General features: G+C 43.2%; 17 protein-coding genes. 9 read left to right on the plus strand and 8 right to left on the minus strand.

The genetic code is table 11. The features are described from left to right. The first annotated feature begins 760 nt into the window (after positions 1-760). On the plus strand, positions 761-925 hold the full coding sequence (locus H6G48_RS06310; RefSeq protein ID WP_170915522.1) for a hypothetical protein: 165 nt from the start codon (positions 761-763) through the stop codon (positions 923-925). 178 nt (positions 926-1103) lie between these two features. Continuing rightward, positions 1104-2606, plus strand: a complete 1503-nt coding sequence (malQ, locus tag H6G48_RS06315) for a 4-alpha-glucanotransferase (RefSeq protein WP_190720198.1) — start codon at positions 1104-1106, stop codon at positions 2604-2606. Between the two features lie 50 nt (positions 2607-2656). On the opposite strand, the gene H6G48_RS06320 is transcribed toward malQ, so the two are convergent. The 4 genes from H6G48_RS06320 to H6G48_RS06335 form a co-directional block, all read right to left on the minus strand. After that, entirely contained in the window at positions 2657-3082 is a 426-nt protein-coding gene (locus H6G48_RS06320; RefSeq protein WP_190720202.1) for a hypothetical protein, read from the minus strand. 133 nt (positions 3083-3215) lie between these two features. After that, positions 3216-4142 carry an ornithine carbamoyltransferase gene (gene argF / locus H6G48_RS06325; RefSeq protein ID WP_079209245.1) on the minus strand — a complete coding sequence of 309 codons (927 nt, stop codon included), beginning with the start codon at positions 4140-4142 and terminating at the stop codon, positions 3216-3218. 209 nt (positions 4143-4351) lie between these two features. Continuing rightward, the gene (locus H6G48_RS06330) at positions 4352-7588 is read right to left on the minus strand and encodes a tubulin-like doman-containing protein (protein WP_190720204.1); all 3237 of its coding nucleotides are present in this window, start codon (positions 7586-7588) and stop codon (positions 4352-4354) included. 2 nt (positions 7589-7590) lie between these two features. Further along, entirely contained in the window at positions 7591-8547 is a 957-nt protein-coding gene (locus tag H6G48_RS06335; RefSeq protein ID WP_190720207.1) for a ribonuclease Z, read from the minus strand. 1077 nt (positions 8548-9624) lie between these two features. Here H6G48_RS06335 and H6G48_RS06340 point away from each other — a divergent pair. From H6G48_RS06340 to H6G48_RS06350, 3 genes are all read left to right on the plus strand, one after another. Next, positions 9625-10026: a fasciclin domain-containing protein gene (locus H6G48_RS06340; protein WP_002803963.1), complete on the plus strand. Its 402-nt coding sequence runs from the start codon at positions 9625-9627 to the stop codon at positions 10024-10026. 255 nt (positions 10027-10281) lie between these two features. Continuing rightward, positions 10282-10479 carry a hypothetical protein gene (locus H6G48_RS06345; RefSeq protein WP_147074011.1) on the plus strand — a complete coding sequence of 66 codons (198 nt, stop codon included), beginning with the start codon at positions 10282-10284 and terminating at the stop codon, positions 10477-10479. Positions 10480-10512: 33 nt separating this feature from the next. After that, positions 10513-11700: an RNA-guided endonuclease InsQ/TnpB family protein gene (locus tag H6G48_RS06350; RefSeq protein ID WP_190720210.1), complete on the plus strand. Its 1188-nt coding sequence runs from the start codon at positions 10513-10515 to the stop codon at positions 11698-11700. Between the two features lie 791 nt (positions 11701-12491). Here H6G48_RS06350 and glgB read toward each other — a convergent pair. From glgB to psbH, 3 genes are all read right to left on the minus strand, one after another. Beyond that, a complete protein-coding gene (gene glgB, locus H6G48_RS06355; RefSeq protein ID WP_190720213.1) occupies positions 12492-14771 on the minus strand; it encodes a 1,4-alpha-glucan branching enzyme in 2280 nt (759 codons plus the stop codon). Between the two features lie 440 nt (positions 14772-15211). After that, on the minus strand, positions 15212-15460 hold the full coding sequence (locus tag H6G48_RS06360; RefSeq protein ID WP_190720216.1) for a TatA/E family twin arginine-targeting protein translocase: 249 nt from the start codon (positions 15458-15460) through the stop codon (positions 15212-15214). 104 nt (positions 15461-15564) lie between these two features. After that, positions 15565-15759, minus strand: a complete 195-nt coding sequence (gene psbH / locus H6G48_RS06365) for a photosystem II reaction center phosphoprotein PsbH (RefSeq protein ID WP_002736544.1) — start codon at positions 15757-15759, stop codon at positions 15565-15567. A 444-nt stretch (positions 15760-16203) separates the two neighbouring features. On the opposite strand from psbH, the gene H6G48_RS06370 reads away from it, so the two are divergent. From H6G48_RS06370 to H6G48_RS06385, 4 genes are all read left to right on the plus strand, one after another. After that, positions 16204-16803: a superoxide dismutase gene (locus H6G48_RS06370; protein ID WP_190720218.1), complete on the plus strand. Its 600-nt coding sequence runs from the start codon at positions 16204-16206 to the stop codon at positions 16801-16803. 189 nt (positions 16804-16992) lie between these two features. Further along, entirely contained in the window at positions 16993-17787 is a 795-nt protein-coding gene (locus H6G48_RS06375; RefSeq protein WP_190720220.1) for an alpha/beta fold hydrolase, read from the plus strand. Then, on the plus strand, positions 17747-18643 hold the full coding sequence (locus H6G48_RS06380; protein WP_190720222.1) for a tRNA (5-methylaminomethyl-2-thiouridine)(34)-methyltransferase MnmD: 897 nt from the start codon (positions 17747-17749) through the stop codon (positions 18641-18643). The genes H6G48_RS06375 and H6G48_RS06380 overlap by 41 nt, the downstream gene beginning before the upstream one ends. Positions 18644-18918: 275 nt before the next feature. Continuing rightward, the gene (locus H6G48_RS06385; protein ID WP_190720224.1) at positions 18919-22089 is read left to right on the plus strand and encodes a pentapeptide repeat-containing protein; all 3171 of its coding nucleotides are present in this window, start codon (positions 18919-18921) and stop codon (positions 22087-22089) included. Between the two features lie 70 nt (positions 22090-22159). Here the strand turns inward: H6G48_RS06385 and H6G48_RS06390 are convergent, their stop codons facing one another. Then, positions 22160-24382: a molybdopterin oxidoreductase family protein gene (locus H6G48_RS06390; RefSeq protein ID WP_190720228.1), complete on the minus strand. Its 2223-nt coding sequence runs from the start codon at positions 24380-24382 to the stop codon at positions 22160-22162. Positions 24383-24620: the final 238 nt, after the last annotated feature.

Here is a 24620-nt window from a genome sequence, read left to right on the forward strand (position 1 = left end):
ATAAAGGGCTTTCAGACTATCGGTTAGTTGAATCAGGGATGCTGGTTTCATGCGAGTTCCTCACTCTGAGGATTTTCCCATTATTATAGGATCAATCATTCTCTGTAATTCTCTCAGATAAACCAGTAATGAGACCGTTCATCAAAGGGGGAGTTAAACTCATTGAAAAGGTTTCGGCTGAACAATCTTCGCCGTCACTGTCCCCACCGCAAACTGCTCCCTAAGAACAGCGATCACACTTTAAATTCAAAAACACGCCGCCGCCGTACCCGCCAAACCGATCTTCCGGTAATAGTCGGGAAAAGCAGACCCAGTGCTTTTTTATCTATAGAATTTTCTATCGATAAACCATGCCAAAAGGCTCTAATTATTTCCCTCTTATTCACCTATCCCTACTCTATCTCCGATAATCTCAACCAATGAGGCTGTTTTCATAAAATTTAACGATTAGCCGACAACGAATCGCAGAAATATCCAGCGATCGCTAAAGTGCTTAACAAAAGAAATTGTAATCTTATCGATTTTGACCGTGCCACTATCCAAAGGAATAGATTGGATTTCTTGAAAAGACCGATGCGGGGAAATTACCGATCGATCACCCGAACTTTTTCCTTATCGGTAAAGATCGGGCGATTTGCATATTCTTGCTATTCCTAATACATCCGAGAGCGCCCGTCCTGTCGAATTTATCTTTAAACCCTAACTATCCCCGTACAATTATTAGCATATCGATCATAAACCTTGAGATAGGTTGCACGCCATGAGCGAATACCAATATTACGAATTCCAAGCTATCGATCGCCCCCTCACCCAAGAGGAAAGAGCGGCCATCAGCCAACTATCGAGCCGCGTCAAACCGACGGCAACGAGTGCCAGTTTCACCTACCCGGGTAACGTGGAACGTGATCCGAAGGAATCTTTTTAACTGGAAAGACGATCTGTTACGGTACGGCTGTAATGCCTGATTGTGTCCTATAGGTCTAATAAAGTTGTTAAGTATTGCCCTTATCGATCGAGATCGGGTTAGCTTGGAGATAGCAGTGAGCATTCAGCTTTAAACACTTAATAACTGCTAACCTAATCACTGATAAGGGGGTTTTTTCATGGCTTTTAGCCGTTCTAGCGGTATTTTGCTTCATCCCACCAGTCACCCCGGTCGTTACGGGATTGGAGAACTAGGTAGGGAAGCCTATCAATTTATCGATTTTTTGGCTCAAAGTGGTCAAAAACTCTGGCAAATTCTCCCTTTAGGCCCGACAGGGTACGGTAACTCTCCCTACATGAGTTTTAGTGCCATTGCCGGCAATCATCTCCTGATTAGTCTCGATATTCTTCGGGAGAAAAACCTGCTTAGTGAGGCAGATTTAGAGGATATTCCCGATTTTACCCTCGATCAAGTGGATTTTGATAAATTGATCGCTTGGAAAATTCCCCTACTTAGAAAGGCGGCGAGCAATTTTGTCAAGGGTTCTGACACAATTCTTTACAAACAGTTTGCCGGCTTTTGTGCTGGCAATGCCGATTGGTTAGAGGATTACGCCCTATTTATGGCCCTATCCCACGCTTACCCGGGTAAAGCATGGATGGAATGGCCGACAGAAATTCGCGAACGTCATTGGGGTGCGTTGGAAACACCGAAACAGGAGTTACAAGAGGAGATTTTTCTGCACAAATTCCTGCAATTTGAGTTTTTTGAGCAGTGGTTAGCCCTAAAACGCTATGCTAACTCTCTCGGTATCGAGATTATCGGTGATATCCCCATTTATGTCTCCCATAATAGCGCTGATGTTTGGGCAAATCCGCAGGTTTTCCGACTAGATACCCAAACCGGTAATCCCTTGGAAGTGGCCGGGGTTCCCCCAGATTATTTCTCAGAAACGGGGCAATTATGGGGAAATCCTCTTTATAACTGGGATTATCTCAAAAATACGGGCTTTGACTGGTGGGTACGCCGTTTAAAAGCGGTTCTTTCCCTAGTCGATATCATCCGTATCGATCATTTTCGCGGATTAGAAGCCTATTGGGCGGTGGCTTTTGGCCAGGAAAACGCCATTAATGGTCGTTGGCTGAAGGCCCCGGGTTATGATCTCTTTAATACTATTGGCGCTCGTTTAGGTAAATTGCCGATTATTGCCGAAGATTTGGGCGATATTGACCAAGCAGTCCTAGATTTTCGCGATCACTTTGCCTTCCCCGGTATGAAGATTCTCCACTTTGCTTTTGGGGGTGATGCGGGTAATCCCTATCTTCCTTTTAATGTCGAACGCAACTGTGTGATTTATACCGGCACTCACGATAATAATACTACTGTGGGCTGGTTTCAGGATAACGCCAATGACTACGAAAAAGCGCGACTATATCAATATCTTGGCGCTCCCAGTGGTCAGGGAGTGGCTTGGGATCTGATTCGACTGGCCTATAGTTCCGTGGCTAATCAGGCGATCGTACCGTTACAGGATGTGTTAGGTTTAGGATCGGATGCGCGGATGAATACCCCCAGTGTCGCAGAAGGGAATTGGTCATGGCGCTATCGTCAGGAAGCTTTAACCGGAGAACATAGCGAGAGATTGCGAGATTTAGTCAATCTTTTTGGCAGAAATCGTTAAATCTCAACCCTTTTGTCGAGACGTTACCCCTAACGTCTCTTTTTGTCCGGTTAATGTGGGTGAGAATTTTTTAGCAATCTTTGCCGGATGCGATCGAGATTTTCTTGACTATTGACGGGTAAATGGGGTAGGGGTAATTCTAAATTGGGCCAATTACTCAAATCATGGCAGGGACAGGATAAACTCGATTGTCCCACCACTTCAATTGGTACGGGTATAGTACAACGAGCGCAGGGATGAAATTCCCATTGAGGGGAAAGTAAGTCTCGGATAGTTTGTTGAGTACCTTCTAGGTAACAATCGCCACTTTCAGGATCAAGCATTTTTTGCCAACAATCTTCAAACTCCGACGAATAGCGATCAGCATTGAAAATTGGCAGCGGAAATAGCATAGCTTGGTTTTTGGGACAAATAACTTTTTTTCCCAATTGAAACCAATGGGCGAGATATTTTTTAACTGCGGAGGTGTCTGACATATAGTTAGGTGTGGAGGCTGCCCTGATTATTGCTCTTACCATCAATCCTAGCGTTAACTTCCGGTGTCGGACAGGTCTTAGGACGATTGATGATCGAGTTTAATAATTATTTTAGGTAACTGAGCATCTACAGCTAGATTAATCCCAATAAACTCACCATTAAAGCTTTTTGGGCGTGCATCCGATTTTCCGCTTGCTCCCAGACTTTTGATTGTACACCCTCGATCGCCCCGTCGGTAATTTCTTCCCCCCGGTGAGCAGGTAAACAATGGAGAATAATCGCGTCTTTGTCAGCGTGACTCATTAGCTGTTCATTGACTTGGTAGGGCTGAAAAACGGGAATTCGGGCATCAGCGAGGCTTTCCTGTCCCATACTCGCCCAGACATCAGTATAGACCACCTGAGAGTCTTTTACTGCGGTAACGGGATCGTCGGTAATTAAGATTTTACTACCGGTTTTCTCGCCAATAGCCTGGGCGCTGGCGACAATTTCCCCATCGGGTTGATAGTTTGCGGGGGAGGCAACTCGCACATTTAACCCCATCAAAGCACCACCCAAGAGGAGAGAATTAGCGACATTATTGCCATCCCCCACATAGGTGAGGTTAATTCCCCGTAAAGTCTCAAAAGTCTCTTGGATAGTCTGTAAATCGGCTAATATCTGGCAGGGATGTTCTAAATCCGTTAAAGCGTTGATAATCGGGATGCGCGAGTAATTGGCAAAAGCTTCTAAATCCTCTTGTTTAAAGGTGCGAACCGCGAGAATATCGAGATAGCGATCGAGTACCCGGGCTGTATCTGCTAAGGGTTCCCCGCGCCCCACTTGGGTTACACTGGGATTAAGATCGATCACCTGTCCCCCTAACTGGTACATGGCGACGGTAAAGGAAACCCGGGTCCTGGTGGAAGCTTTATAAAATAGCAATCCCAAGACTTTTTTACAGCTAGGGTTAAGAGTGCCAGCTTTAAGCTGTGCCGATAGATTGAGTAGGGCGCTGATTTCTTCGCTACTCATGTCGGTTATTCTTAAAACATCTCGTCCTTTTAAAGTGGCTACCATTGGTTTTTCTCTCGATAAACAGGGGTCTTGATTGGGCTTTATGGCAGTTAGCGGTTAGCAAAAATCTTGAGTAAAGACCTTATTATAATCCAGTTTTTTCGCTATTAGGCAATTTTTCCCGAAAATTTTCATTTTGGGGGATGTTAGTCCAGCTAACACCCCCACTTTTTCTGTTATCCGAGGACGAAAAACAAGAAATTGCCCAATTTCTACTTAACTAATTTTGCCCCACACTTAGAACAAAAATTAGACGAGGGGGGATTTTTGTGTCCACAAATACCGCAGATAATTAAAGCTGGGTTAGCCACTTCCGTCACCGAAGAAAGAGGAATTTCTCCACCGCTATCCAACTTATAGTTATCGATTAACTGCAAAATAATTGCATCCTCCCGTTTATATTCTGTACTATCTTTTCCTCCTGTCAACTCCTCGGAACGTTGTTGTAAATATTTGATAAAAGTCCGATACAAGGCTTGTTTTTTCTCCGGAGTGGCCGAATCCTGTAACTTAGCTGTCACCTGACTTTGAATTTTTTCCTTATCTTCGCGACAAGCTTTTACTTCTAACACCTGTACCGCATCTTCCCAACTGGTGGCGATATCGACTTTTTTTAATCCCGTTGCGGTTTTAATTTCATAGCGAATTGTTTTCTCATTAGTGACTCGATTGACTTCTGGAAAAAGCACTTTTAAAGCCCGGGCCGTCACCACCAATTGATAAATACTCGGATCTTCGGGAAAAACATCCCAGAAAGGAGGTTCCTTTTGGATATGCACGGGGATGGGTAAATCGCGATTTTCCCCCATTTGTTGGGCGCGTTTAGCGAGAATAAATTCTCCTTTCCAGTCTTGATAGGATTGCCGCAACTCTCTCATTCCATCGAGACAGCGTAGGGAAAAACCGCCAATTTCCTGCACGAAGACAAGACGATGTTTTTCCACTTCTGCCAAGGGTTTAATATCGTCTTCGTTGGGGATAAATTCCCGCAGTTTCGGAATAATTTTTTGGGCTGCCGGGTTATTGGTATTTCTTCCCCCAATCAGGGCAACATTTTGATTTAATTGGGGCGTAAAACCCGCATCTTTTCCTCGCAAAACCGCAGGGTTAAGCATAATTAGGGGTCGCGATTTTTGGTAGGCAATGCGAAGATTATTGATAATATCGGCATCGTTGTTATAGATTTTTAACAAGCGATCACAAGCGGCTAATTCCCTCTGAATTCGACTACTAGCGGGGGCATTTTGTAGTAGTTGATTAGCTTGGTTTATGATAACTTGTTGAAAATCTCCTTGACGAATATCGGCAATCTCGGTGATGTCAAATAAACGCATATTTTCATCAGCGCGGCGCGTTTCTTTCCAGAGAGGGCTAGATTGCTTTAAAATCTCTTCTGAGAGGGGTAAACAAAGGTTATCCATACCGGTATCATAGGCATTTTTGCTGCCGACAATCCCGGAGGCAAATTGTTCGATAAAGTCTTGATAAAGACCATTTAATTCTTGTCTGTCAAATAATTTAATCCCATTAATTAACAAAGCATCGGCACTATCGATCTGTTGGTTAGCTTGCAGATTAAATAGGTCGCGACTTTGAATTGATTTCTGACGAAAGCGATTAAAACGGCTTTCTAATTGATTAAGATGTTCCAGTAAACGATTAATAACCTCTACTCCTGCACCTCGGGTTTTTCGTTGAATCTTGGCCATTAAACAGCCTTCTAATCCCGTTAAAGCTTGTTCACAATATTGTTCCATTTTATCTTTTTTCGAGATATGAAGTTTATCTTTCAGATCATTAATTTCTGCTAAGGCTGTATCATATTCTCGTTGACGTTTACTTTCGTTTTGACTCCAAACCTGTTCTTGATCGCGACGGAATTTTTCTGCTATGTCGGTGAAGATTTGTCGTACTAAAACAATAAAACTCTCGGCAAATTTTACCCCACGGTTTCGATCCTCAAGGATATTATAAAACTCCATTTCTAGGGACTTTTTACCCCGTTGAATAATTTCATCCCGGTTGTTATAAATCTTTTTCAGGTAATCGCCGTGCAGCCGTTCATCGGGACTCAATTCTAGTAAATGATTGCGTTTAAATTCCTCGACTCTTGGCGTTAAATAATCATTAATAAATTGCAGAATTTTTCCCTGTTCATTGCCTAAAATATTAACACCCTGTTTGGTACAAGAGAGCCAATTATCTTGATTGATTTCCTGACGAGTTTCGTTAGTCCATTGGGAGATTATGGCAATTAAAGAGCGATCCTTGTCGGCACATAAATCCATAATTAGTTCCCCTTCGCTCAAGCGCATTCTTTTGAGGATATCACCCCTTACTAACTCCAACATTTGAGCGGGTAAAATCACGGAATCATTCAGCCACCAATTAATTAAATCCTTGGCTAAACGTTCCGATAAGGAGGCACGAATTTGGGCAATAGGAATTTCAATAGTTGATAGCCCAAAACTCATAAATTGCTTAGGATAACCGCGCCCCCCTGGGTCAGCTTGTGCCCAAGAACCCTTAATATTATCTCTAATGGAACGCTTATGAGGGGCAAAATCAGAAGTCATATCTAGGAAAATATTTTGGGCGATCATTTCCCGAATTTGACCGAGTTTAAAATCACCTTCGCCGTTTTTTGTCCCCACTAAATAGGTAAAATCAAAGGGTGGTAATTTACTAACCACTTCATCGACTAAACCGCTGCTAAACTGTTGATGATATTCGGTTCTGTAGTCAGAAAAGTAATTTAATTCCATCAGGGCAGCGTAACCATTAGCCAAAACTCGATCGCCGACACTAATCCCCGCAAATGCTTCAGGAGTGGGAACAATTGCCGTACTCAAAGGACTACTTTCCCCTCGCAACCAATTACGAATACAGTAGCCTATATCGATTAACATTCCGCTACCCGTACCACCGTTTAAAGACCCCGTGGTAAAGACATTAATAGCACTATTACTAACTTTAATTCCATAGCGATCAAGCATAAAGTTTTCTTGTCCCTTTACCCGTCTCACCGCGTCCAGAAATTTCCTTTGAATCTCATGATAATTACAAAATAAAGCAAAACGACCACAGGCGCGAATTTGTCCCGCTCCCGCTTCTAGGGAAGTAATATTTCTCTCTAATTCCGGGGGAAACCAACTATTAATCCAGGGATATCTATCCATGTCAGATACCATCTCCTGTACCTGTTTTCCACTCACCCGGGCCCAGTGTTTTTCGTTATCTTTAAAAGCACTGCCAGCAGCTTCAGGATTACTGATTTTATAATCCTTATCCGTGTCAACCACCAAAAAGCTGACAATCGGAAAATTACTCAAACTGCCATAACTTTCCTCGATTAAGCGACGCAATCGCGATAAAATTTCGTTACCCGTGCCACCTATACCCACTAAAACCGTGGGAACCATGCTTTTTTCTTCTACTGCTGCTGGCATAATTACTTAACTCCTAAGGCCATTTCTTGACGGTTGCGGGGGACTTCGTAGGTGAGGAAATCGTAGGCTAATTTAGTGTTAGGAAAAATCGCCCGCGCTTCCTCTAACAGATTGGAAATATCCAGAGAATTACCCGGTAGATAACGGGGACTAAAATGGGTCATTAATAACAATTTTACCCGGGCTGCCAAGGCCACCTGGGCTGCCATCGTCGAAGTGGAGTGAACACTTTCAAAAGCTAACCCGGCATCTTGGTGTGCAAAAGTCGCCTCATGAATTAGCACATCTGCATCCCGTGCCAATTCGATCGATCCTTCACAGAAAATAGTATCGGTACAATAGGCTATTTTACGGCCGATTTCCGTTTCTCCGCAGAGGGACTGACCGCAAATTTTGCTGCCATCGGCGAGGGTGACAGTTTCCCCTTTTTTCAGCTGGCCGTAAATTGGTCCGGGGGGAATACCCAAAGCGTTGGCTTTTTCCACATCAAAACGTCCTGGACGGTCTTTTTCGGCGATTCGATAACCGTGGGCGGGAATACGATGTTTTAATAGCTGACAGGAGACGGTAAATTCTTCATCTTCGTAGAGTATGCCAGGGGAAATGGCATGGACGCGCACCCGATTAGCCAAATTAGTATAGGAATACTTAGCACAAGCGCGCAGATAGTCCCCTAGTCCGGGGGGTCCGTAGATATCAATATCCTGAGCAGAACCAGCTAATCCGATACTGGCTAACAATCCCATTAAACCAAAGATATGATCCCCGTGCATATGGGTGATAAAAATGCGTCGGATTTGGGAACTTTTCAGGTCGCTACGCAGTAACTGGTGTTGAGTTCCTTCTCCACAGTCAAACAGCCATATTTCCGCCCGTTGCGGCAAACGAAGGGCGATACTAGAGACATTGCGGGAACGAGTGGGAACCCCGGAACTGGTTCCTAAAAAAGTAATCTCCACAGGATAGCTGTCAGGATAGAGGATTCTTTTTCTAGTCTAGGCTGTTTTGATCGATTTCTCGATCGAATTGCTGCTTTTCTGTATTTCTTGACTTGGAAACAGAAAATCCCCTGATTTTGACCTAAGTAGTCGTGCAAAATTAATTTCCTAGTCGAGACTCCGAGACTCCGAGACTCCGAGACAGCTATCAGGGATCAGATTTAAACCTCTTGCATAATTAATTTTTGATGGTTCAAAAACGGCAAAAATAAGGATTAAATTGCATAAAATCTGTAAATAGACCATTTACTTGATTATTATTCATTCTTAATTCTACTGACTACTGACTACTGACTACTGACTCCCAAATCCTCCCCCACTTCCCCACTCTGCAATAATACTAAATCCGTTGAGTATAGGCTACATATCAGGACAGGCACTCATGCACTCTTGCAAGAGGCAAAAGGGGGAATAAATAATCAGTTTTTAATAACCGGATTTAGTATAATTACTCGCAGCCAGAAATACGCCAGCGTTCATATCATATTTTGTGCTTTTTGTCAAAAAAACTTTTTCTTTGCAATAAAACTACACAAAAAAAAGATCATCGTTGCCCGTGAAATTGACTGATTTACCCGTCTTAATTAGGATCACCCTGTAGGTGTGGCAAGGGTTTCAACCATTGCTACCCAAAAAAGCACAGAATAACCCATTATGAAATTCAGTAAAATCGCTGTAACCATTGTAACATCGTTGTTAAATAAAAATCTTTCTCAATTAATTCTTAAGAATTTGTAAATATTGCGAAATGTTAATTTAAATATTCTCAAGTTTGTGGAGTCAATAAATAATTTTTGCTTATCTTTGTCCAAAATTGGGTTAGAAGTCAGGAGTCAGGAGTCAGTATTCAGGAGTCAGGAGTCAGGAGTCAGGAGTCAGGAGTCAGGAGACAGGAGATTATTTTTATTTGTTCTTCCCACACCCCACACCCTACACCCCACACCCCACACCCCACATTACTTCCCTAGAACGATCTTTGGGACAAGATTAAGTTTAAAATCTGAAATAGATGATTTTTTTCAGGATCGAGTCAAGTTTATGGCAGATATTGTCGATATTGCGGTCAGTGCCGATAATTTTAAAACTCTAGTGACGGCGGTACAAGCCGCTAATCTTGTGGATGCCCTAAAAAGTCCCGGCCCGTTCACGGTTTTTGCCCCCACCGATGAAGCTTTTGCCAAATTGCCCCCCGGGACGATTACAACCCTAGTGCAGAATATCCCCCAATTAACCCGAATTCTCACCTATCACGTCGTTGCGGGCAAATATATGCAGGAAGATTTGGCGAAATTGGCTGTAGTGACTTCTCTAGAGGGTTCACCGATTCCCATCGATTGTAGCGAAGGTTTTGAGGTGAAAAATGCCACGGTGGTGGCGGGTAATATCGAGGCGGATAATGGTGTAATCCACGTCATCGATACGGTGATTCTAATGGGTTAGTTTTTGACCGGCTTTGGCCCGGGCTGCATCTAGGGCAAATCTGTCTTATTTAGTAACTAAATATACAGATACTTTTGCTTGTTTATGATTTTGATGCTCGACTACCTGTTCAGACCAATAAATATTAACGAAAAAGTAAGGAAATATTAAGGGAGATGAAAAATGGTTAACCAGTTTCTCCCCCTGATTAATTTTCGCCTTAGAATGCCGGTTATAAAGGGATAAACAAGATAATTCCCACTAAGGAGTACGCCAATGAAGACCTTAGAATTTCTCTCGGAACTGAAGGCCGCACCGCAAGGATGGGGATTCTGGATTGATCGTCAGCAGATCGAAGCCAACCACGTCGGTCAATATTCATTTGAGAATGATCGTTTGCCAAAAAGTTTTGTTCATCGAAAATTTGGGTCTGAAACCCCGTCGTTCTACGACGGCTTTACTGTTAAATATTAGCGCATTTACACGATATATGCTAGAATGTGAGATATGGAGAAAGCCTATTCGTTTCGATTTTACCCAACACCAGAACAAGAGTCGCTATTGCGGCGCACTTTGGGCTGTGTAAGATTGGTTTACAATAAGGCACTCCATCTCAGAACACAAGCATGGTACGAAAGACAAGAAAGAGTAGGATATACTGAAACTTCTTCAATGCTAACCGATTGGAAAAAACAAGAAGAATTAGACTTTTTAAACGAAGTAAGCTGTGTACCTTTACAACAAGGGTTAAGACACCTACAAACAGCTTTTACTAATTTCTTTGCTGGTCGTACTAAGTATCCTAACTTTAAGAAAAAACATCAGGGAGGAAGTGCCGAATTTACCAAATCAGCCTTTAAATTTAAAGACAAACAAATCTATTTAGCTAAATGCACAGAACCTTTACCTATTCGATGGTCAAGACAAATCCCAGAAGCTTCTGAACCAAGCACAGTAACAGTCAGATTACATCCTTCTGGACGTTGGCATATTTCAATAAGATTTGATGACCCAACGATTAAGCCTCTACCAGTAACAGATAAAGCCATTGGAATTGACTTAGGAATTAGTAGCCTTGTGATTACCAGCGATGGTGACAAAGTATCTAATCCTGAGCATTTTAACAAGCATTATCGGAGACTGCGAAGAGCATCTAAAAGTCTTTCTCGAAAACAGAAAGGGTCAAAAAATCGGGAAAAAGCGAGAATCAAAGTAGCCAAGATTCACGCTCAAATCACCGATAGTAGAAAAGACCATTTACATAAGCTAACCACTCAATTAGTTCGTGAAAACCAAACGATTGTGGTTGAGAATTTAGCCGTTAAGAATATGGTCAAAAACCCGAAATTATCTCAGGCAATATCTGATGTAAGCTGGGGAGAAATAACCCGACAATTAGCCTATAAATGCCGTTGGTATGGGAGAAATTACATCGAAATAGATAGATGGTTTCCTAGTTCTAAAAGGTGTAGTAATTGCGGGTATATTGCTGAAAAAATGCCGTTAAATATTCGAGAGTGGGATTGTCCAGACTGTGGGACTCACCATGACCGAGATATTAACGCTAGTAAAAATATTTTGGCCGCAGGGCTTGCGGTGTCAGTCTGTAGAGCGACCATAAGACCAGAACAGAGTAAATCTGTTAAGGCAGGTGCGGAACCCCGCAAGGGAAAGAAGCAGAAACCCAAATCGTGAGGTTTGGGAATCACCGTCCGTTTACGGCGGTGAGGATGTCAAATCGGTAGTCTCGCGGAATTAGCTCACCAACGACAAAAATATATTCTTAGCCATCTCGACAGTAATGGCAACGTGGAAGAACTCGCTCAAGAATGGGTGCAAACACTGCTCGCTAATTTGACAACTTAATAAGTACCTAAGCAAAATTAATTAGGGCTTGCTGAATAATGGTAAAACCCTTTTAAAATAAGGCTTTTGACCTGTTAAAGTCCGATGTTAGTGCAAGAAAATAGGATTGGGACTTTCAAAAACCTTGCATTATCCTTCTTGTAGTACATAGCTTGGTACAAAAAACAATGGCAACAAAGCCCGAAACGACCGGCTACTGACTCGGAGACTCCTGACTCCTACCCCCAGGAAAAACTTTTTCAGCAGACCCTAATTACACATCTAAGCCACTACTCCGTCAGACTTCTGGTGTGAGGAAACAGTGAACTGAAAACTCAAATCCGATCCCTAATAGCTGTCTCCCGTCTCCCGTCTCCCGTCTCCCGTCTCCCGTCTCCCGTCTCCCGTCTCCTGTCTCCTGTCTCGACTAGGAAATTAATTTTGCACGACTACTTAGTTTCTGGAAAATTCCCCCAAAAAAGAGGCCACTTTCTGGAAGATGGCCTCTAAATTTTTTTGTTAGGGGTTGGGTGTTGGGGTTTTAGGGTGTTAGGGTTTTAGGGTTTTAGTTGAATTCCCCCATTCCCCCACTTCCCTACTTCCCACACCCCACACCCCATCTCCCCATTTCCCCTATTCCCCTATTCCCCAGAAGCATGAGGACCGATTTTGAGAACTAAAACCCCTAAAGGTGGTAAACAAAGATCGATCGAGTAGGGACGGCTATGATAGGACCATTCCTCCGACCATTTACCGCCAAGGTTGCCCATATTGCTACCGCCATATTTACCCGCATCGCTGTTAAAGATTTCCTGATAAAAACCGGGATGGGGTACACCAACGCGATAATGGCTGTGGGGTTGGGGAGTAAAATTACAGACCACCACCAGAAACTCCTGCCAATTTTTGCTCCAGCGCAGGAAAGAAACGACGCTATGACTATTATCACTACAGTCGATCCACTCAAAGCCATCCTGACCAAAATCCTGGGTATATAAAGCAGGTTCACTCTTATAGGTGGCGTTCAAATCAGTAAAAAAGCGTTTTAGCTGTTGATGGGGTTGATGCTGCAAAAGACCCCACTCCAAATCACCCCAAACATTCCACTCACTCCACTGGCCAAATTCCATGCTCATAAACATGGTTTTCTTGCCGGGGTGGGTAAACATATAACTAAATAATGCCCGGACATTGGCAAATTTTTGCCACTCATCCCCCGGCATTTTGCCAATCATATTACTTTTGCCGTGAACCACTTCATCGTGGGACAAAGCCAGCATATAATTCTCGCTGTGGTTATACCACATACTAAAGGTGACATTATTTTGATGGAATTGACGGAACCAGGGATCCATGCCGAAATAATCGAGCATATCGTGCATCCAGCCCATATTCCACTTTAAATTAAAGCCTAAACCGCCCATATAGGTGGGCCAGGACACCATCGGCCAAGCGGTGGATTCTTCGGCAATAGAGAGAATTCCGGGGAAATAGCTAAAAATTACATGATTGACTTGACGCAGGAATTCCACTGCCTCTAAATTTTCCCGGCCACCGTACTCGTTAGCCACCCATTCCCCATCTTTACGACAATAATCGAGATAGAGCATAGAAGCCACCGCATCCACGCGAATGCCGTCAATATGGTACTTATCGAACCAAAAAAGAGCATTAGCCACCAGGAAATTTCTGACTTCGTTGCGACCGTAGTTAAAAATTAAGGTTCCCCATTCCTTGTGTTCCCCTTTGCGCGGGTCGCCGTGTTCATAAAGATGAGTCCCATCAAAGAAAGCTAACCCGTGGCCATCTTTGGGGAAGTGACCGGGGACCCAATCCACTAGCACACCAAGGCCATTTTGGTGACATTGATCGACAAAATACATGAAATCTTCAGGATTACCGTAGCGACTGGTGGGGGCAAAATAACCCGTCACTTGATAACCCCAAGAACCATCAAAAGGATGCTCGGCGATCGGTAATAATTCGATATGGGTGTAACCTAATTCTTTAACGTAGGGAATTAGTTTTTGGGCTAACTCGTAGTAACTCAAAAAGCGCGCCCCAGTGTTCCATTCCGACACGGGAACCGCTTCCCCGGACCCAGAAAGTAAACGGGGGGGTTCGGCACTAGAAGCGTGCAGCCAAGAACCGAGGTGTAATTCGTAAACGGAAACCGGTTGAGTTAAAGGATCGCTATGGCGGCGTTTTTCCATCCAATCGCTATCATCCCAAGTATAGCTATCTAAATTAGCCACGATCGAGGCGGTTTTCGGGCGTACTTCTTGGGCAAAACCGTAGGGATCAGATTTTTCGTAAATATGACCTTCCCAATTTTTGATCTCGTATTTATATTTAGTGCCAACACCGATTTCTGGGATAAACAATTCCCAGACCATATTATTACGTTTCCGCATTTGGTGATCACGACCATCCCAGTTATTGAAATCACCAATAATCGAGACGTTGCGGGCATTAGGGGCCCAAACTGCGAAATAAACCCCTTTAATACCCTCGATTTCGGCTAAATGCGCCCCTAATTTTTCATAAATGCGATGATGGTTGCCCTCCCCAAACAGGTGTAAATCAAAATCGCTGAGTTTGGCAGAACGGAAGGCATAGGAATCATAGATTACCCGTTCCTGTTCTCCCTCGTGGATGCGTAATTGATAATTGTTCAGTTCACCGATATCGATGACGCACTCGAAAAAATGGGGGTGATAAGCGGTCGTCATGGGATATTCTTGTCTTTGGGACGGTAAAATAACCCAAGCGGCCGTGGTTTTCGGTAAATAGGCTCTAACAACCCATTTATTGACTTTTCCTTCTTCTTCTAGGGGATGGGCCCCCAAAACCTCAAAGGGATCGTGATGGAGGTTGTTGACGATTTGATGGACTTGTTCGGGGGATACCACTATAGACATTCATTTACCACTCTTGACATCTACAATACTTATAGCAAGGAAATAGTCATTTTTTCCTTGCCTTCTGGGAATTCTCAAACTGACGGTATATTCTGCCTACTTAGGGTCTGCTGAAAAAGTTTTTCGTGGGGGTAGGGTGTGGCCCCCCCAACCCCCCCGACATCGGGGGGGCAGGTGGGGTGTGGGGAAGTGGGGTGTGGGGTGTGGGGTGTGGGGAAGTGGGGAGAATAAATAAAATAATCTCCTGTCTCGGAGTCTCCTGACGACCGGCTCCTGACTCCTGACCCTAACAACAATTTTTGATTTTTACAAGAGGTCTATGGTAAAACTGCCAATTTATTCCGGCTCTGGTCATTCTCGATGTTAATCTAGCGGATAGCCTCGAATTTGCTCTACAAATTTATCGCCCAATCTTCTTCCTTTTTATCTCTACACAGTTCTTAACTGGAACGAGTTTGATCCCTAGGAGATTGACTTTCCTCTAATTGAGCTTTGATTTTTACCGAGTCTTCAATCTGCTCGGCCTCTCGCTTAAATTCACTTTCAAATTCCTTGGATGCTTCTTGAAATCCTCGAATCGTTTTGCCTAAACTGCGACCGATTTCTGGTAATTTTTTCGGTCCGAAAACTAGCAGGGCAATCAAGAGAATTAACCCCATTTCTGGTAATCCAATCCCAAAAATATTCATTTTTCTGCTCCTAATAAAAAAATCGCGGTGGGCAATAACCCACCTGCTAAAGTCCGAGGGACAATTCTGCAGCCAAAAATGCCGACAAGATTGTTGGAATCTGTTTACTGACCCCAATCCACATTAAATCCTTCTAAAATTAGGGAGGAGTTGTAGATCTGTAAAATAATCAGCAAAAAGACTAAAAACAGAGCCATAAAAACTCCCATCAGCAAGGTAGTTCCCCAACCGGGAGAAACTTTACCATATTCCGAGTTGAGGGGACGAAGGATTTCACCTAAGCGTGTACGCTGTGCCATAAGTTACCAAGAAAGATCTGTAAATGATAATTTTGTATTGATCCGTAATTTGACGAAGTGCCAACCGGTCAACCCAGTGAGATAAAATCTACTGCTGTTTCCAGTGGAGCTTTTTTGGTCTAATTCCGAACGGAATCGTTTTTCGCCTGCCCTGCCACGCCCACAAGAATCTGCAAGCGCCTACAGTACGGGAATTATTCTAACATTGTTTGGTGATCTTCTCAGGATTTAGGAGATGGTCGATGGGAGTTGAGGTGATGGGGGAGAAGGGAGATGGCAGAAAAAAGCTGATCGATCAGTGATCACTGATCAAGTCTCCTTCGGTGCTATGATTGAGGGTGTAAAGTTTTATTGCAAAGGTATTCGTCTTGGTTAAGCTGAATACTGACAAAAGGTTAACAACACTACCTTAAACAAGCTCTCAAGAGAGGATACAGAGAACACATGGCTTACACACTTCCCCCTTTACCCTACGATTACACTGCCTTAGAGCCTTGTATCACCAAAAGTACCCTAGAATTCCACCACGACAAGCACCACGCCGCTTATGTCAATAACTATAACGGTTTGGTCAAAGATACGGAACTCGATGCTCTCTCTTTAGAAGAAGTTATCGTTAAGGTTGCCGGTGATGCCTCTAAAGCTGGGGTTTTCAATAATGCCGCCCAAGCATGGAATCATAGTTTTTATTGGGACTGCATGAAACCGGCGGGTGGTGGCACGCCTACTGGTGCTTTAGCCGATAAAATTCAGGCAGATTTCGGCAGTTTCGAGAAATTTGTCGAAGCTTTCAAAACTGCGGGCGCTACTCAATTCGGTAGTGGTTGGGCTTGGTTGGTTCTCGATAACGGTACTCTCAAAGTTACCAAAACCGGCAACGCTGACAATCCTTTAACCGCCGGACAGGTTCCCCTCTTAACTATGGATGTGTGGGAACACGCTTATTATCTCGACTACCAAAATCGTCGTCCCGATTACATCAGCGACTTTTTAACTAAGTTGGTTAATTGGGATTTCGTGGCTGCTAATTTAGCGGCGGCCTAAAAATTTGGCTCAGTTAATCAGTTATCAGTTATCAGTTATCAGTTATCAGGGGTTGGGGAGCAGGGAGAAACAATCCATAAGTTGGGAGTTAATCGTACTATTAAAATTGGCCAATCTCTCTAATATTAATTATCCTTAAAATAGATAACCAGAAAAAACTTTTTTAACATCGATCGCGCTTCTCGCACCATGGAACAACCTGTCAGTTGGATTATTCCCCGTCATCCCCGTCCCGATTATCCCCTGTTTGTATTTTTACCCGGAATGGATGGCAGCGGCCAACTATACTATCGTCAGATTAAAAACCTTGCCCCTTACTTCGATCTACGTTGTTTGGTGATTTCCCCGCAATATCTCGGTGATTGGGAGGAATTAAGCACCCTCGTGATCGCTTTATTGGAACAGGAATTAAAGCGACAATCGAGAAAAGTCTATCTCTGCGGTGAGTCTTTTGGCGGCTGTTTAGCCTTGAAAATAGCAACAAAATCACCAAAATTAATTAAAAAACTGATTTTAATTAACCCTGCTTCTTCTTTTAATCAAAGACCTCTTTTAAGCTTGGGAATCGGTATCACCCAGATGATGCCCGATTTCATCCAAGGCAGCTCGGCACTAACTATTTTACCCTTTCTGGCCGCTCTGGGTCGAATATCCCGGGAAGATCGCCGCTCTCTCCTCAAAGCCATGCAATACGTCCCACTGAAGACGATTAGCTGGCGTTTATCCCAGTTACAACGGTTTCAGGTTAGTGCCAGCGAGTTAAAACGTCTGCAATTGGGGGTGTTAGTGATAGCCAGTCAAGGCGACCGACTGTTACCATCGGTAGCGGAGGCTAAACGCCTAATTCAGCAGTTACCCGCGGCAAAATTAACGATTCTGCCCCATAGTGGTCACGCTTGCCTGCTGGAAACCGATATTCATCTCAAAGACATTCTCCATCACCATGCTTGTCTCCCCCGAAGCCTACCCGCAAAAAGTCACTGAGGATGGTTCTTATACCTTTTTTTCGACCGAATTCGGCGAATGTTATCATTCTACCTCTGGGGCAAGGGAAGAGGCTGAGAAAAAATTTATCCTCTCTAGTCGTCTGACAGCAAAAGCAGACCAGAGCAATAATCTGAAAATTCTTGACATTTGTTACGGCTTAGGGTATAATAGCGCCGCGGCCTTAGCGGCCATTTGGCAAGTTAGGGGGGATTGTCGGGTAGAATTATTAGCTTTGGAAAGCGATCGAGTGGTTCCCCTAGCAGCTATTAGAGAAAATCTCTTAAATAGTTGGAGTCAACCAATTCCCGAATATTTAAATGATTTTGCCCATAATCACCGGCTAGACCTGCCTAATCTCACGGCTAAACTGTTAATCGGGGATGCGCGACAGACGATAACCAAGGTGATTGAGGCGGGTTTTCAAGCGGAGGCAATTTTTCTCGACCCCTTTTCCCCGGGTAAATGTCCGCAACTGTGGACGGTGGAGTTTTTAGCTTTAGTGGCGAAATGCCTGAGTCCGACGGGTTATTTAGTCACCTATTCCTGTGCTGCCTCGGTGCGAAGGGCTTTACAATTAGCAGGATTGCAGATTGGGGCCACCGATAGCGTCGGTCGGCGATCGCCGGGGACAATAGCCAGTTTTTTGTCCTTACCCCCATCTTTATCGGCACAGGAACGGGAACATCTGCAAACTAAGGCCGCTATTCCCTATCGAGATCCGACTTTAAGCGACCCAGCCGAAGTGATTATACAACGTCGTCGCAGCGAACAGGCACTCTGTGACTTAGAACCGACTAGCCACTGGAAAAAACGTTGGCAAAGAGCGGTGAGTTCGATCGAAATCTCGGAATGAGAATAGTGTGGTTAAATGCCTGATAATTCGGGCTTTTTGTTGAAGAAAAATTAAGCATCCTGCTGATCGGCTTGTTTTTTTTAGGCTAGTTAGATAGCATAGGTGTAAACAGGACGTTATCTGCACAAAAAAGGTTCCCCGATCAGATAGATTTTTTTATTAAACAAATTCAGCCTTAAGGCGATCAAGAGCAACCCTTCTTAACGATAAGTTTGCCGATCTAGTATATTTCTATTGTGTTTTTCGTGATCTAGTATTAGCTGGAGGACAGGAAAATGAGTAATAAGAACAACCCAAAATATGAAGAAATCAAAGGTAAACTGGAAAGGATTATCCCCTTGCCAGAACCGCAGCGAACTCTGGCTCTACATCGTATAGCAACGGAGCAGAAAGAAAGTTTTGACGAGATCCAAAAATATTTTAATCAGCGTATCAAGGAAAAGATTGATGAAAAATTAGACAGCATTAAAGATGAAAAAGATAATATTAAAAAGTTAAGGATTTTAAAAGAACTGTCCGAGTCTAATTTTTTGGGTTTTTCTTTAGATGAATATAAGGACTTACTAAAACAAACCAAGATTTTATCGGAAGAAGAAATTAGAAAGAGAATAAAAGAAATTAAGCAAAAAGCGAAAAACCCTATTCAAGAAGCCATCGATTTACAAAAGCTATCAGAAGATAGTGGCTTATCCCCAGAAGAATGCAAAAATTTATTAAATGAATACCGATTTGATTGGACTGATTTTGAGCTTATCCTCAAAATAGCCTCAATTGTTACCGCTTTAGGGATTTTTGCCGGTGTAATCACCTATTGGTGGGAAACGGATAAACGACGAGCGCAAGAGAATAATGATGCTTGGACTGTTCTCCGTTCAGCGAAAGAAGATCCTGCTAGTAACGGAAGAATTGATGCCTTGGAGTCTCTCAGTAGTGGTTGTAAAATGCCAGAAAATATATTTACTTGGCTATTAACAAAAGTTGGGATGCAAGAGGATTGTGTCAGATTGGTGGGGGTAAATCTCAAATCAGCTAATCTACCCAGAGTTGATATGTCAAATAATGATCTATCCAAGGCACAATTACAGAATGCCAATCTTGACGGAGCAAACCTCAAGGATGCCGATCTAGAGGGGGCCGATTTAACTGGAGCGAGTCTCAGAAAAGCTGACCTAACGGGAGCCGATTTAAGAGGGGCAAATTTACAGGATGTTAACCTGTCCAATGCCATTTTAAATGGAGCAAAGATCACCAATGCTAATCTAGAGGGAGCTAATTTATCTAATGCAGATTTGAGAAATGCTAATCTGCTGAACACTTCTTTAAAAGATGCACGTGTTGAAAATGCAATATATAACTTTAATACTCAACCTTTTAATTGGTATCCATCAGAAGAAAAAAAATATTTAATCTGTGATCGTGAAAAAGACGAAAAAGATATTAAAAATGAATGTAAGTCTCTCCAATTAAACCAAGCAGATTTACCGGAAGTAGATCTGAGCAACACCTATTTACAAAAAGCGAATCTAGGTCACGCTAATCTCAGAAATACCAAGTTAATTAATGCTGATTTGAGGGACGCTGATTTAACCTACGCAGATATCCGAGGGGCTGATTTTACCAGTGCTGTCTTGAAAGGTTTTAAGATCGATCATGCGATCTACGATGATCGTACTAAACTCGATAAAAGCATCTTTTTCAATCAGGCAAAGTTTTACAAAATTAGCTCTTTTAATCCCCTAAAAAGAGACTTGCAGCCAGCACAGAAGGACTTAAAAGATGCCGATCTAACACGCGCAGATCTCCGAAAAGCTGATTTAAGAGGAGTGGATTTAACAGGTGCAAATCTGGAGGGTGCTGATTTAAGAGGGGCGAATTTAGAGGGGGCTAAATTAGATAAAACTGAATTAAAGGGTGTTCTTTTTGATAAAGAAACGAAACTGGATGTTAAACCTCAAAAATTAATAGATGCTAAAGCTTATTATATTGAAAATAAAAATCCCGACAATCCTGGAGATTTAGTGGGAATAGATTTATCTAATCGAGATTTGGAAAAAACTGCTTTACAAGGAGTCAACCTTACTGGGGCTAAATTGGAGAAAGTCAACCTGATTGGTGCTGATTTGCAGGGAGCTATTTTAAGTTCTGCCACACTGCTAAAAGCCGATTTATCCCGTAGTAATCTTAGTCAGTCTTACCTGAACTTTGCCAAACTTCAAGGTGCTAACTTAAGTGGTGCTGATCTAAAAAAAGCTTCCCTCATCGGAGCTGATCTTAAAAATGCTCGTTTAAAAAGCTATCTGGATGCTAAAACCAATCTACAGGATGCAGTTTTAATTAAGGCAATTTTAGAATTAGCAGATTTAAAAGACGCAGTGTTAATTAATGCTAACTTAATGATGGCAAATCTCAAAGAAGCTAACCTAAAACAAGCGGATTTAAGACAGGCTAACCTAGAACACGCCGACTTGAGTTATGCCGATCTTACGGAAGCCGATTTAAGCGGTGCTAACTTAGAAAATGCTGACTTAAGAGGAGCAAATTTAATTAAGGTTAAAGTTGATAGCAGAACTAATTTTAAGGGAGCATTAATTAATGAAGAAACCAAGTTAAATTTTGAGATAACCAACAGTAACTTTAATGAAGTTGCCAAAAAATATGAAGAATTTTTAAAAGTAGTTTATTTTATTACTCGACGGATGCAATCTTCTTTAATTTTTAAAGATCCATCGAAATCAAAAATAGAAAACCTAAGTTGGTTTCCGACATCGAACAATTATAAAGGATTAATTGATTTACCAAAGAATCTTAAGGATTGTTCAGCTAATAATTTAACCAGAAAAATCGACTTAATCGGCATCGACTTGTCCGATCGAGATTTAACTAAAATCAACTTATCCTGTGTAGATTTAACCAAGATTAGTAAGAAAGGATTGAAAAATACTATTCTAGAAAAAGCTAATTTAATTGGAGTTAATTTAACAGGTATTAGTTTGGAGGGAGCGAAATTAGATAAAGCTATTTACGATCAGAGAACAATTAGCAAGGTCGATGATAAAAAATATCGAATATTATTTAAGCGAGCTTATAAAATTGAACCTAAGTCAGATTTGTCTGAAGCTGACTTATCCGATCAGGTTTTAGATGGCTTAGATTTACGAGATGCTATTTTAGAAAAGGCAGAATTGCCAAGAGCGCATTTAATAGGCACACAATTACAAGATGCTATTTTAAAAGATGCCGATTTAACCGGTGCAATTTTAAAAGATGCCGATTTAACCGGTGCAGATTTTACCGGTGCAAAGCTAAAAGAAGTGATCGGATTAACAGTCAAACAACTTGAAACTGTTAAAAGTCTCAAAGACGCTCAATTTAGTCCTGAATTATGTAAAGCTGTTCGAGAGGAACTCAAAGAAACTAAGGATAAAATTGCCGATTGTCCCCAATAAAGTTATACCAATTCTCTATAAGCTGATCACAATCGCCACCCATCACCATCAAAGGGAAAGCCAAATTTGATTAGGGAGTTGCCAGAAATTGACCGGGAGATAATTCGGCATTAACTAAAGACTTGATCGGGATTAATTTGACGGCACAAGCTTTTAATTCCGGTTGCAGGGAAATCGGACAAGCGGCCGGATGGGTGAGGCTATTAGCCTCAGCATTTTCTGCCCATAAAGCCCCCCAGTGCATCGGCACAAAGACACAATTAGGAGCAATTGCTTTGGTAATTAAAGCGGGAAAACGGGCAAAACCTCGACGAGAACGCACCTCCACCCATTCCCCAGCTTCTATGTGCAATTTTGCCGCATCTTGGGGATGAATTTCTATAAAAGGTGCGGGGTGCATTTTGACAATTTTCTCGATGCGGCCGGTGCGGGTTTGGGTGTGCCAGTGACCGTACAAACGCCCTACGGTCAACACTAGGGGATATTCCTCGTCCGGGGGTTCCGCTAAACCTTTACTGTGGTAGGCGGCGAAAACAGCACGACCATCGGCAGTATTAAATTTACCATCGGTATAAAGGCGTTTTGCGGCTGTTTTTTCGCTTTTATCGTCATCTTTAACTAAATTCCCCAGTAATTCCCCGGAATTAGCGGTTTTAGGAGCGGAAATTTCATCGATGGAATCGGGCCACGGTCGGGGAGTCTCGGCCAGGCGATCATAATTAATCGCCGTCATATCACAAGGACGTTTATATGTCAAGCGAATAAACTCGGAATGTACCTCGGCCGAATCCTGAAAATTAAATTGTGCCTGAAACCCCAAACGGCGACCAACTTCCGCGAAAATTTGCCAATCGGCCTGAGCTTGACCGACGGGAGAGCGAAAAGCTTTATTTAACGTCACCACGCGCTCAGAATTGGTCATTGTTCCCGTTTTTTCGCCCCATTGGGCCGCTGGCAGTAATAAATGGGCGTAGGCGCTGGTTTCTGTGGGATAGTAGGCATCCTGATAGATAGTAAAAGGTGATTTTAACAGGGCGGCCTTGGTGCGTTCTAGATCAGGCATACTAACGGCCGGATTAGTGGCGGCAATCCAGAGAAGTTTGACATCTCCCGTCTCCAAACCAGTAATCATACTCCAAGCATCGCGACCGGGGACGGGAGAAATCCGACCGGCGGGTAAACCCCAAGCTTGTTCCACTTCGGCCCGGTGTTGGGGATTTTTGACGGAACGATAACCGGGCAGAAGATGGCAGAGGCCGCCGGCTTCCCTTCCCCCCATGGCGTTGGGTTGTCCGGTTAGGGAAAAAGGACCGGCCCCCGGTTTACCGATATTAGCCGTCATTAGGTGTAAATTGATTAAAGTGCGGGCTTTGGCCGTGCCTTCCCTAGATTGATTGATGCCCATCGACCAGAGGGAAAGCACTCTTTTCGATTCGGCCCAGTAGCGGGCAGCCTGTTCTAAATCCTCGATGGGGATACCGCATTTAGGGGCGACTATTTCCGGGGGATAATGGCGGATAATTTCGGCGTATTTGGGGAAATCCCGGGTGCATTTATCGATAAAATAGGTATCGATCGCACCCCAATTCAGTAACAGGTGGGCAATACCGTTAAATAGGTCAATATCGGTCCCCGGGTTAATGGCTAGGTGGAGATTAGCGGCCTTGGCGGTTTTGGTGCTGCGGGGATCGACGACGATTAATTTCGCTTGTTGGTTGCCTTTGAGATACTTGTGCAGACGGTTAAAGATGATGGGGTGACATTCGGCCGTATTTGTCCCCACCAAAAAGGCACAATCGGTTAATTCTAGGTCATCGTAACAGCAGGGGGGACCGTCGGACCCGAAACTGTCCAGATAAGCGGCCACGGCCGAAGACATACAGAGACGGGAATTAGCATCAAAGTTATTGACTCCCAGACAGCCCTTGACCAGTTTTTGGGCGATGTAGTAATCTTCGGTGTGAAATTGTCCCGAACCGTATAGACAGATACTTTCCTTTTCCCCCTGAGCGATTAGAGTTTGCATCTGGTTAACGATGCGATCGAGGGCTTCTTCCCAAGTACAAAGACGAAATTGCTCTTGGAGAGAATCGCGGATCATCGGGGTTTTGAGGCGATTTTTATCGATCGATTCCGCTACGGTGGCCCCTTTAACACAGACCATACCTTGACTGGAGGGGTGGGACTTGTCCCCGAAGACTTTCCATGCTTGTCCGGCCGACGCGGGGGGGGTGACTGTCAAACCACAACCTACTCCACAGTAAGGACATTGGGTTTTTGTCGATTCAGTCATAAGCAGTTGGTCTGATTAGTGGCGCTGTCTTTAGGCATACTTAAGATAGTCGGCAGATTTTATCGGCGAAATTGTAGTTATTAATACAATTTATTAGATGCCTTAGCCAAATTGCCATTTTCGTGATGCAAATCGCGCATTAAACCTGGCTGGCGTTGTCAGATCAGAATAGGAAAGATGGAATGCAATCCTTGCTATCAAAGTAATTTCAGTTCCGGTGCTGATTCGGAGCATCTTT

It is taken from the genome of Microcystis flos-aquae FACHB-1344 (assembly GCF_014698375.1).
Taxonomy (GTDB): domain Bacteria; phylum Cyanobacteriota; class Cyanobacteriia; order Cyanobacteriales; family Microcystaceae; genus Microcystis; species Microcystis aeruginosa.

Excerpts from the sequence above, each read along its gene's own strand:
- argF (WP_079209245.1), bottom strand. The coding sequence starts at position 4,142 with ATGGTAGCCACTTTAAAAGGACGAGATGTTTTAAGAATAACCGACATG.
- H6G48_RS06375 (WP_190720220.1), top strand. The coding sequence starts at position 16,993 with ATGGAACAACCTGTCAGTTGGATTATTCCCCGTCATCCCCGTCCCGAT.
- H6G48_RS06350 (WP_190720210.1), top strand. The coding sequence starts at position 10,513 with ATGGAGAAAGCCTATTCGTTTCGATTTTACCCAACACCAGAACAAGAG.
- H6G48_RS06360 (WP_190720216.1), bottom strand. The coding sequence starts at position 15,460 with ATGAATATTTTTGGGATTGGATTACCAGAAATGGGGTTAATTCTCTTG.
- malQ (WP_190720198.1), top strand. The coding sequence starts at position 1,104 with ATGGCTTTTAGCCGTTCTAGCGGTATTTTGCTTCATCCCACCAGTCAC.
- H6G48_RS06390 (WP_190720228.1), bottom strand. The coding sequence starts at position 24,382 with ATGACTGAATCGACAAAAACCCAATGTCCTTACTGTGGAGTAGGTTGT.
- H6G48_RS06380 (WP_190720222.1), top strand. The coding sequence starts at position 17,747 with ATGCTTGTCTCCCCCGAAGCCTACCCGCAAAAAGTCACTGAGGATGGT.
- glgB (WP_190720213.1), bottom strand. The coding sequence starts at position 14,771 with ATGTCTATAGTGGTATCCCCCGAACAAGTCCATCAAATCGTCAACAAC.
- H6G48_RS06345 (WP_147074011.1), top strand. The coding sequence starts at position 10,282 with ATGAAGACCTTAGAATTTCTCTCGGAACTGAAGGCCGCACCGCAAGGA.
- H6G48_RS06340 (WP_002803963.1), top strand. The coding sequence starts at position 9,625 with ATGGCAGATATTGTCGATATTGCGGTCAGTGCCGATAATTTTAAAACT.
- H6G48_RS06310 (WP_170915522.1), top strand. The coding sequence starts at position 761 with ATGAGCGAATACCAATATTACGAATTCCAAGCTATCGATCGCCCCCTC.
- H6G48_RS06370 (WP_190720218.1), top strand. The coding sequence starts at position 16,204 with ATGGCTTACACACTTCCCCCTTTACCCTACGATTACACTGCCTTAGAG.
- H6G48_RS06320 (WP_190720202.1), bottom strand. The coding sequence starts at position 3,082 with ATGTCAGACACCTCCGCAGTTAAAAAATATCTCGCCCATTGGTTTCAA.
- psbH (WP_002736544.1), bottom strand. The coding sequence starts at position 15,759 with ATGGCACAGCGTACACGCTTAGGTGAAATCCTTCGTCCCCTCAACTCG.
- H6G48_RS06330 (WP_190720204.1), bottom strand. The coding sequence starts at position 7,588 with ATGCCAGCAGCAGTAGAAGAAAAAAGCATGGTTCCCACGGTTTTAGTG.
- H6G48_RS06385 (WP_190720224.1), top strand. The coding sequence starts at position 18,919 with ATGAGTAATAAGAACAACCCAAAATATGAAGAAATCAAAGGTAAACTG.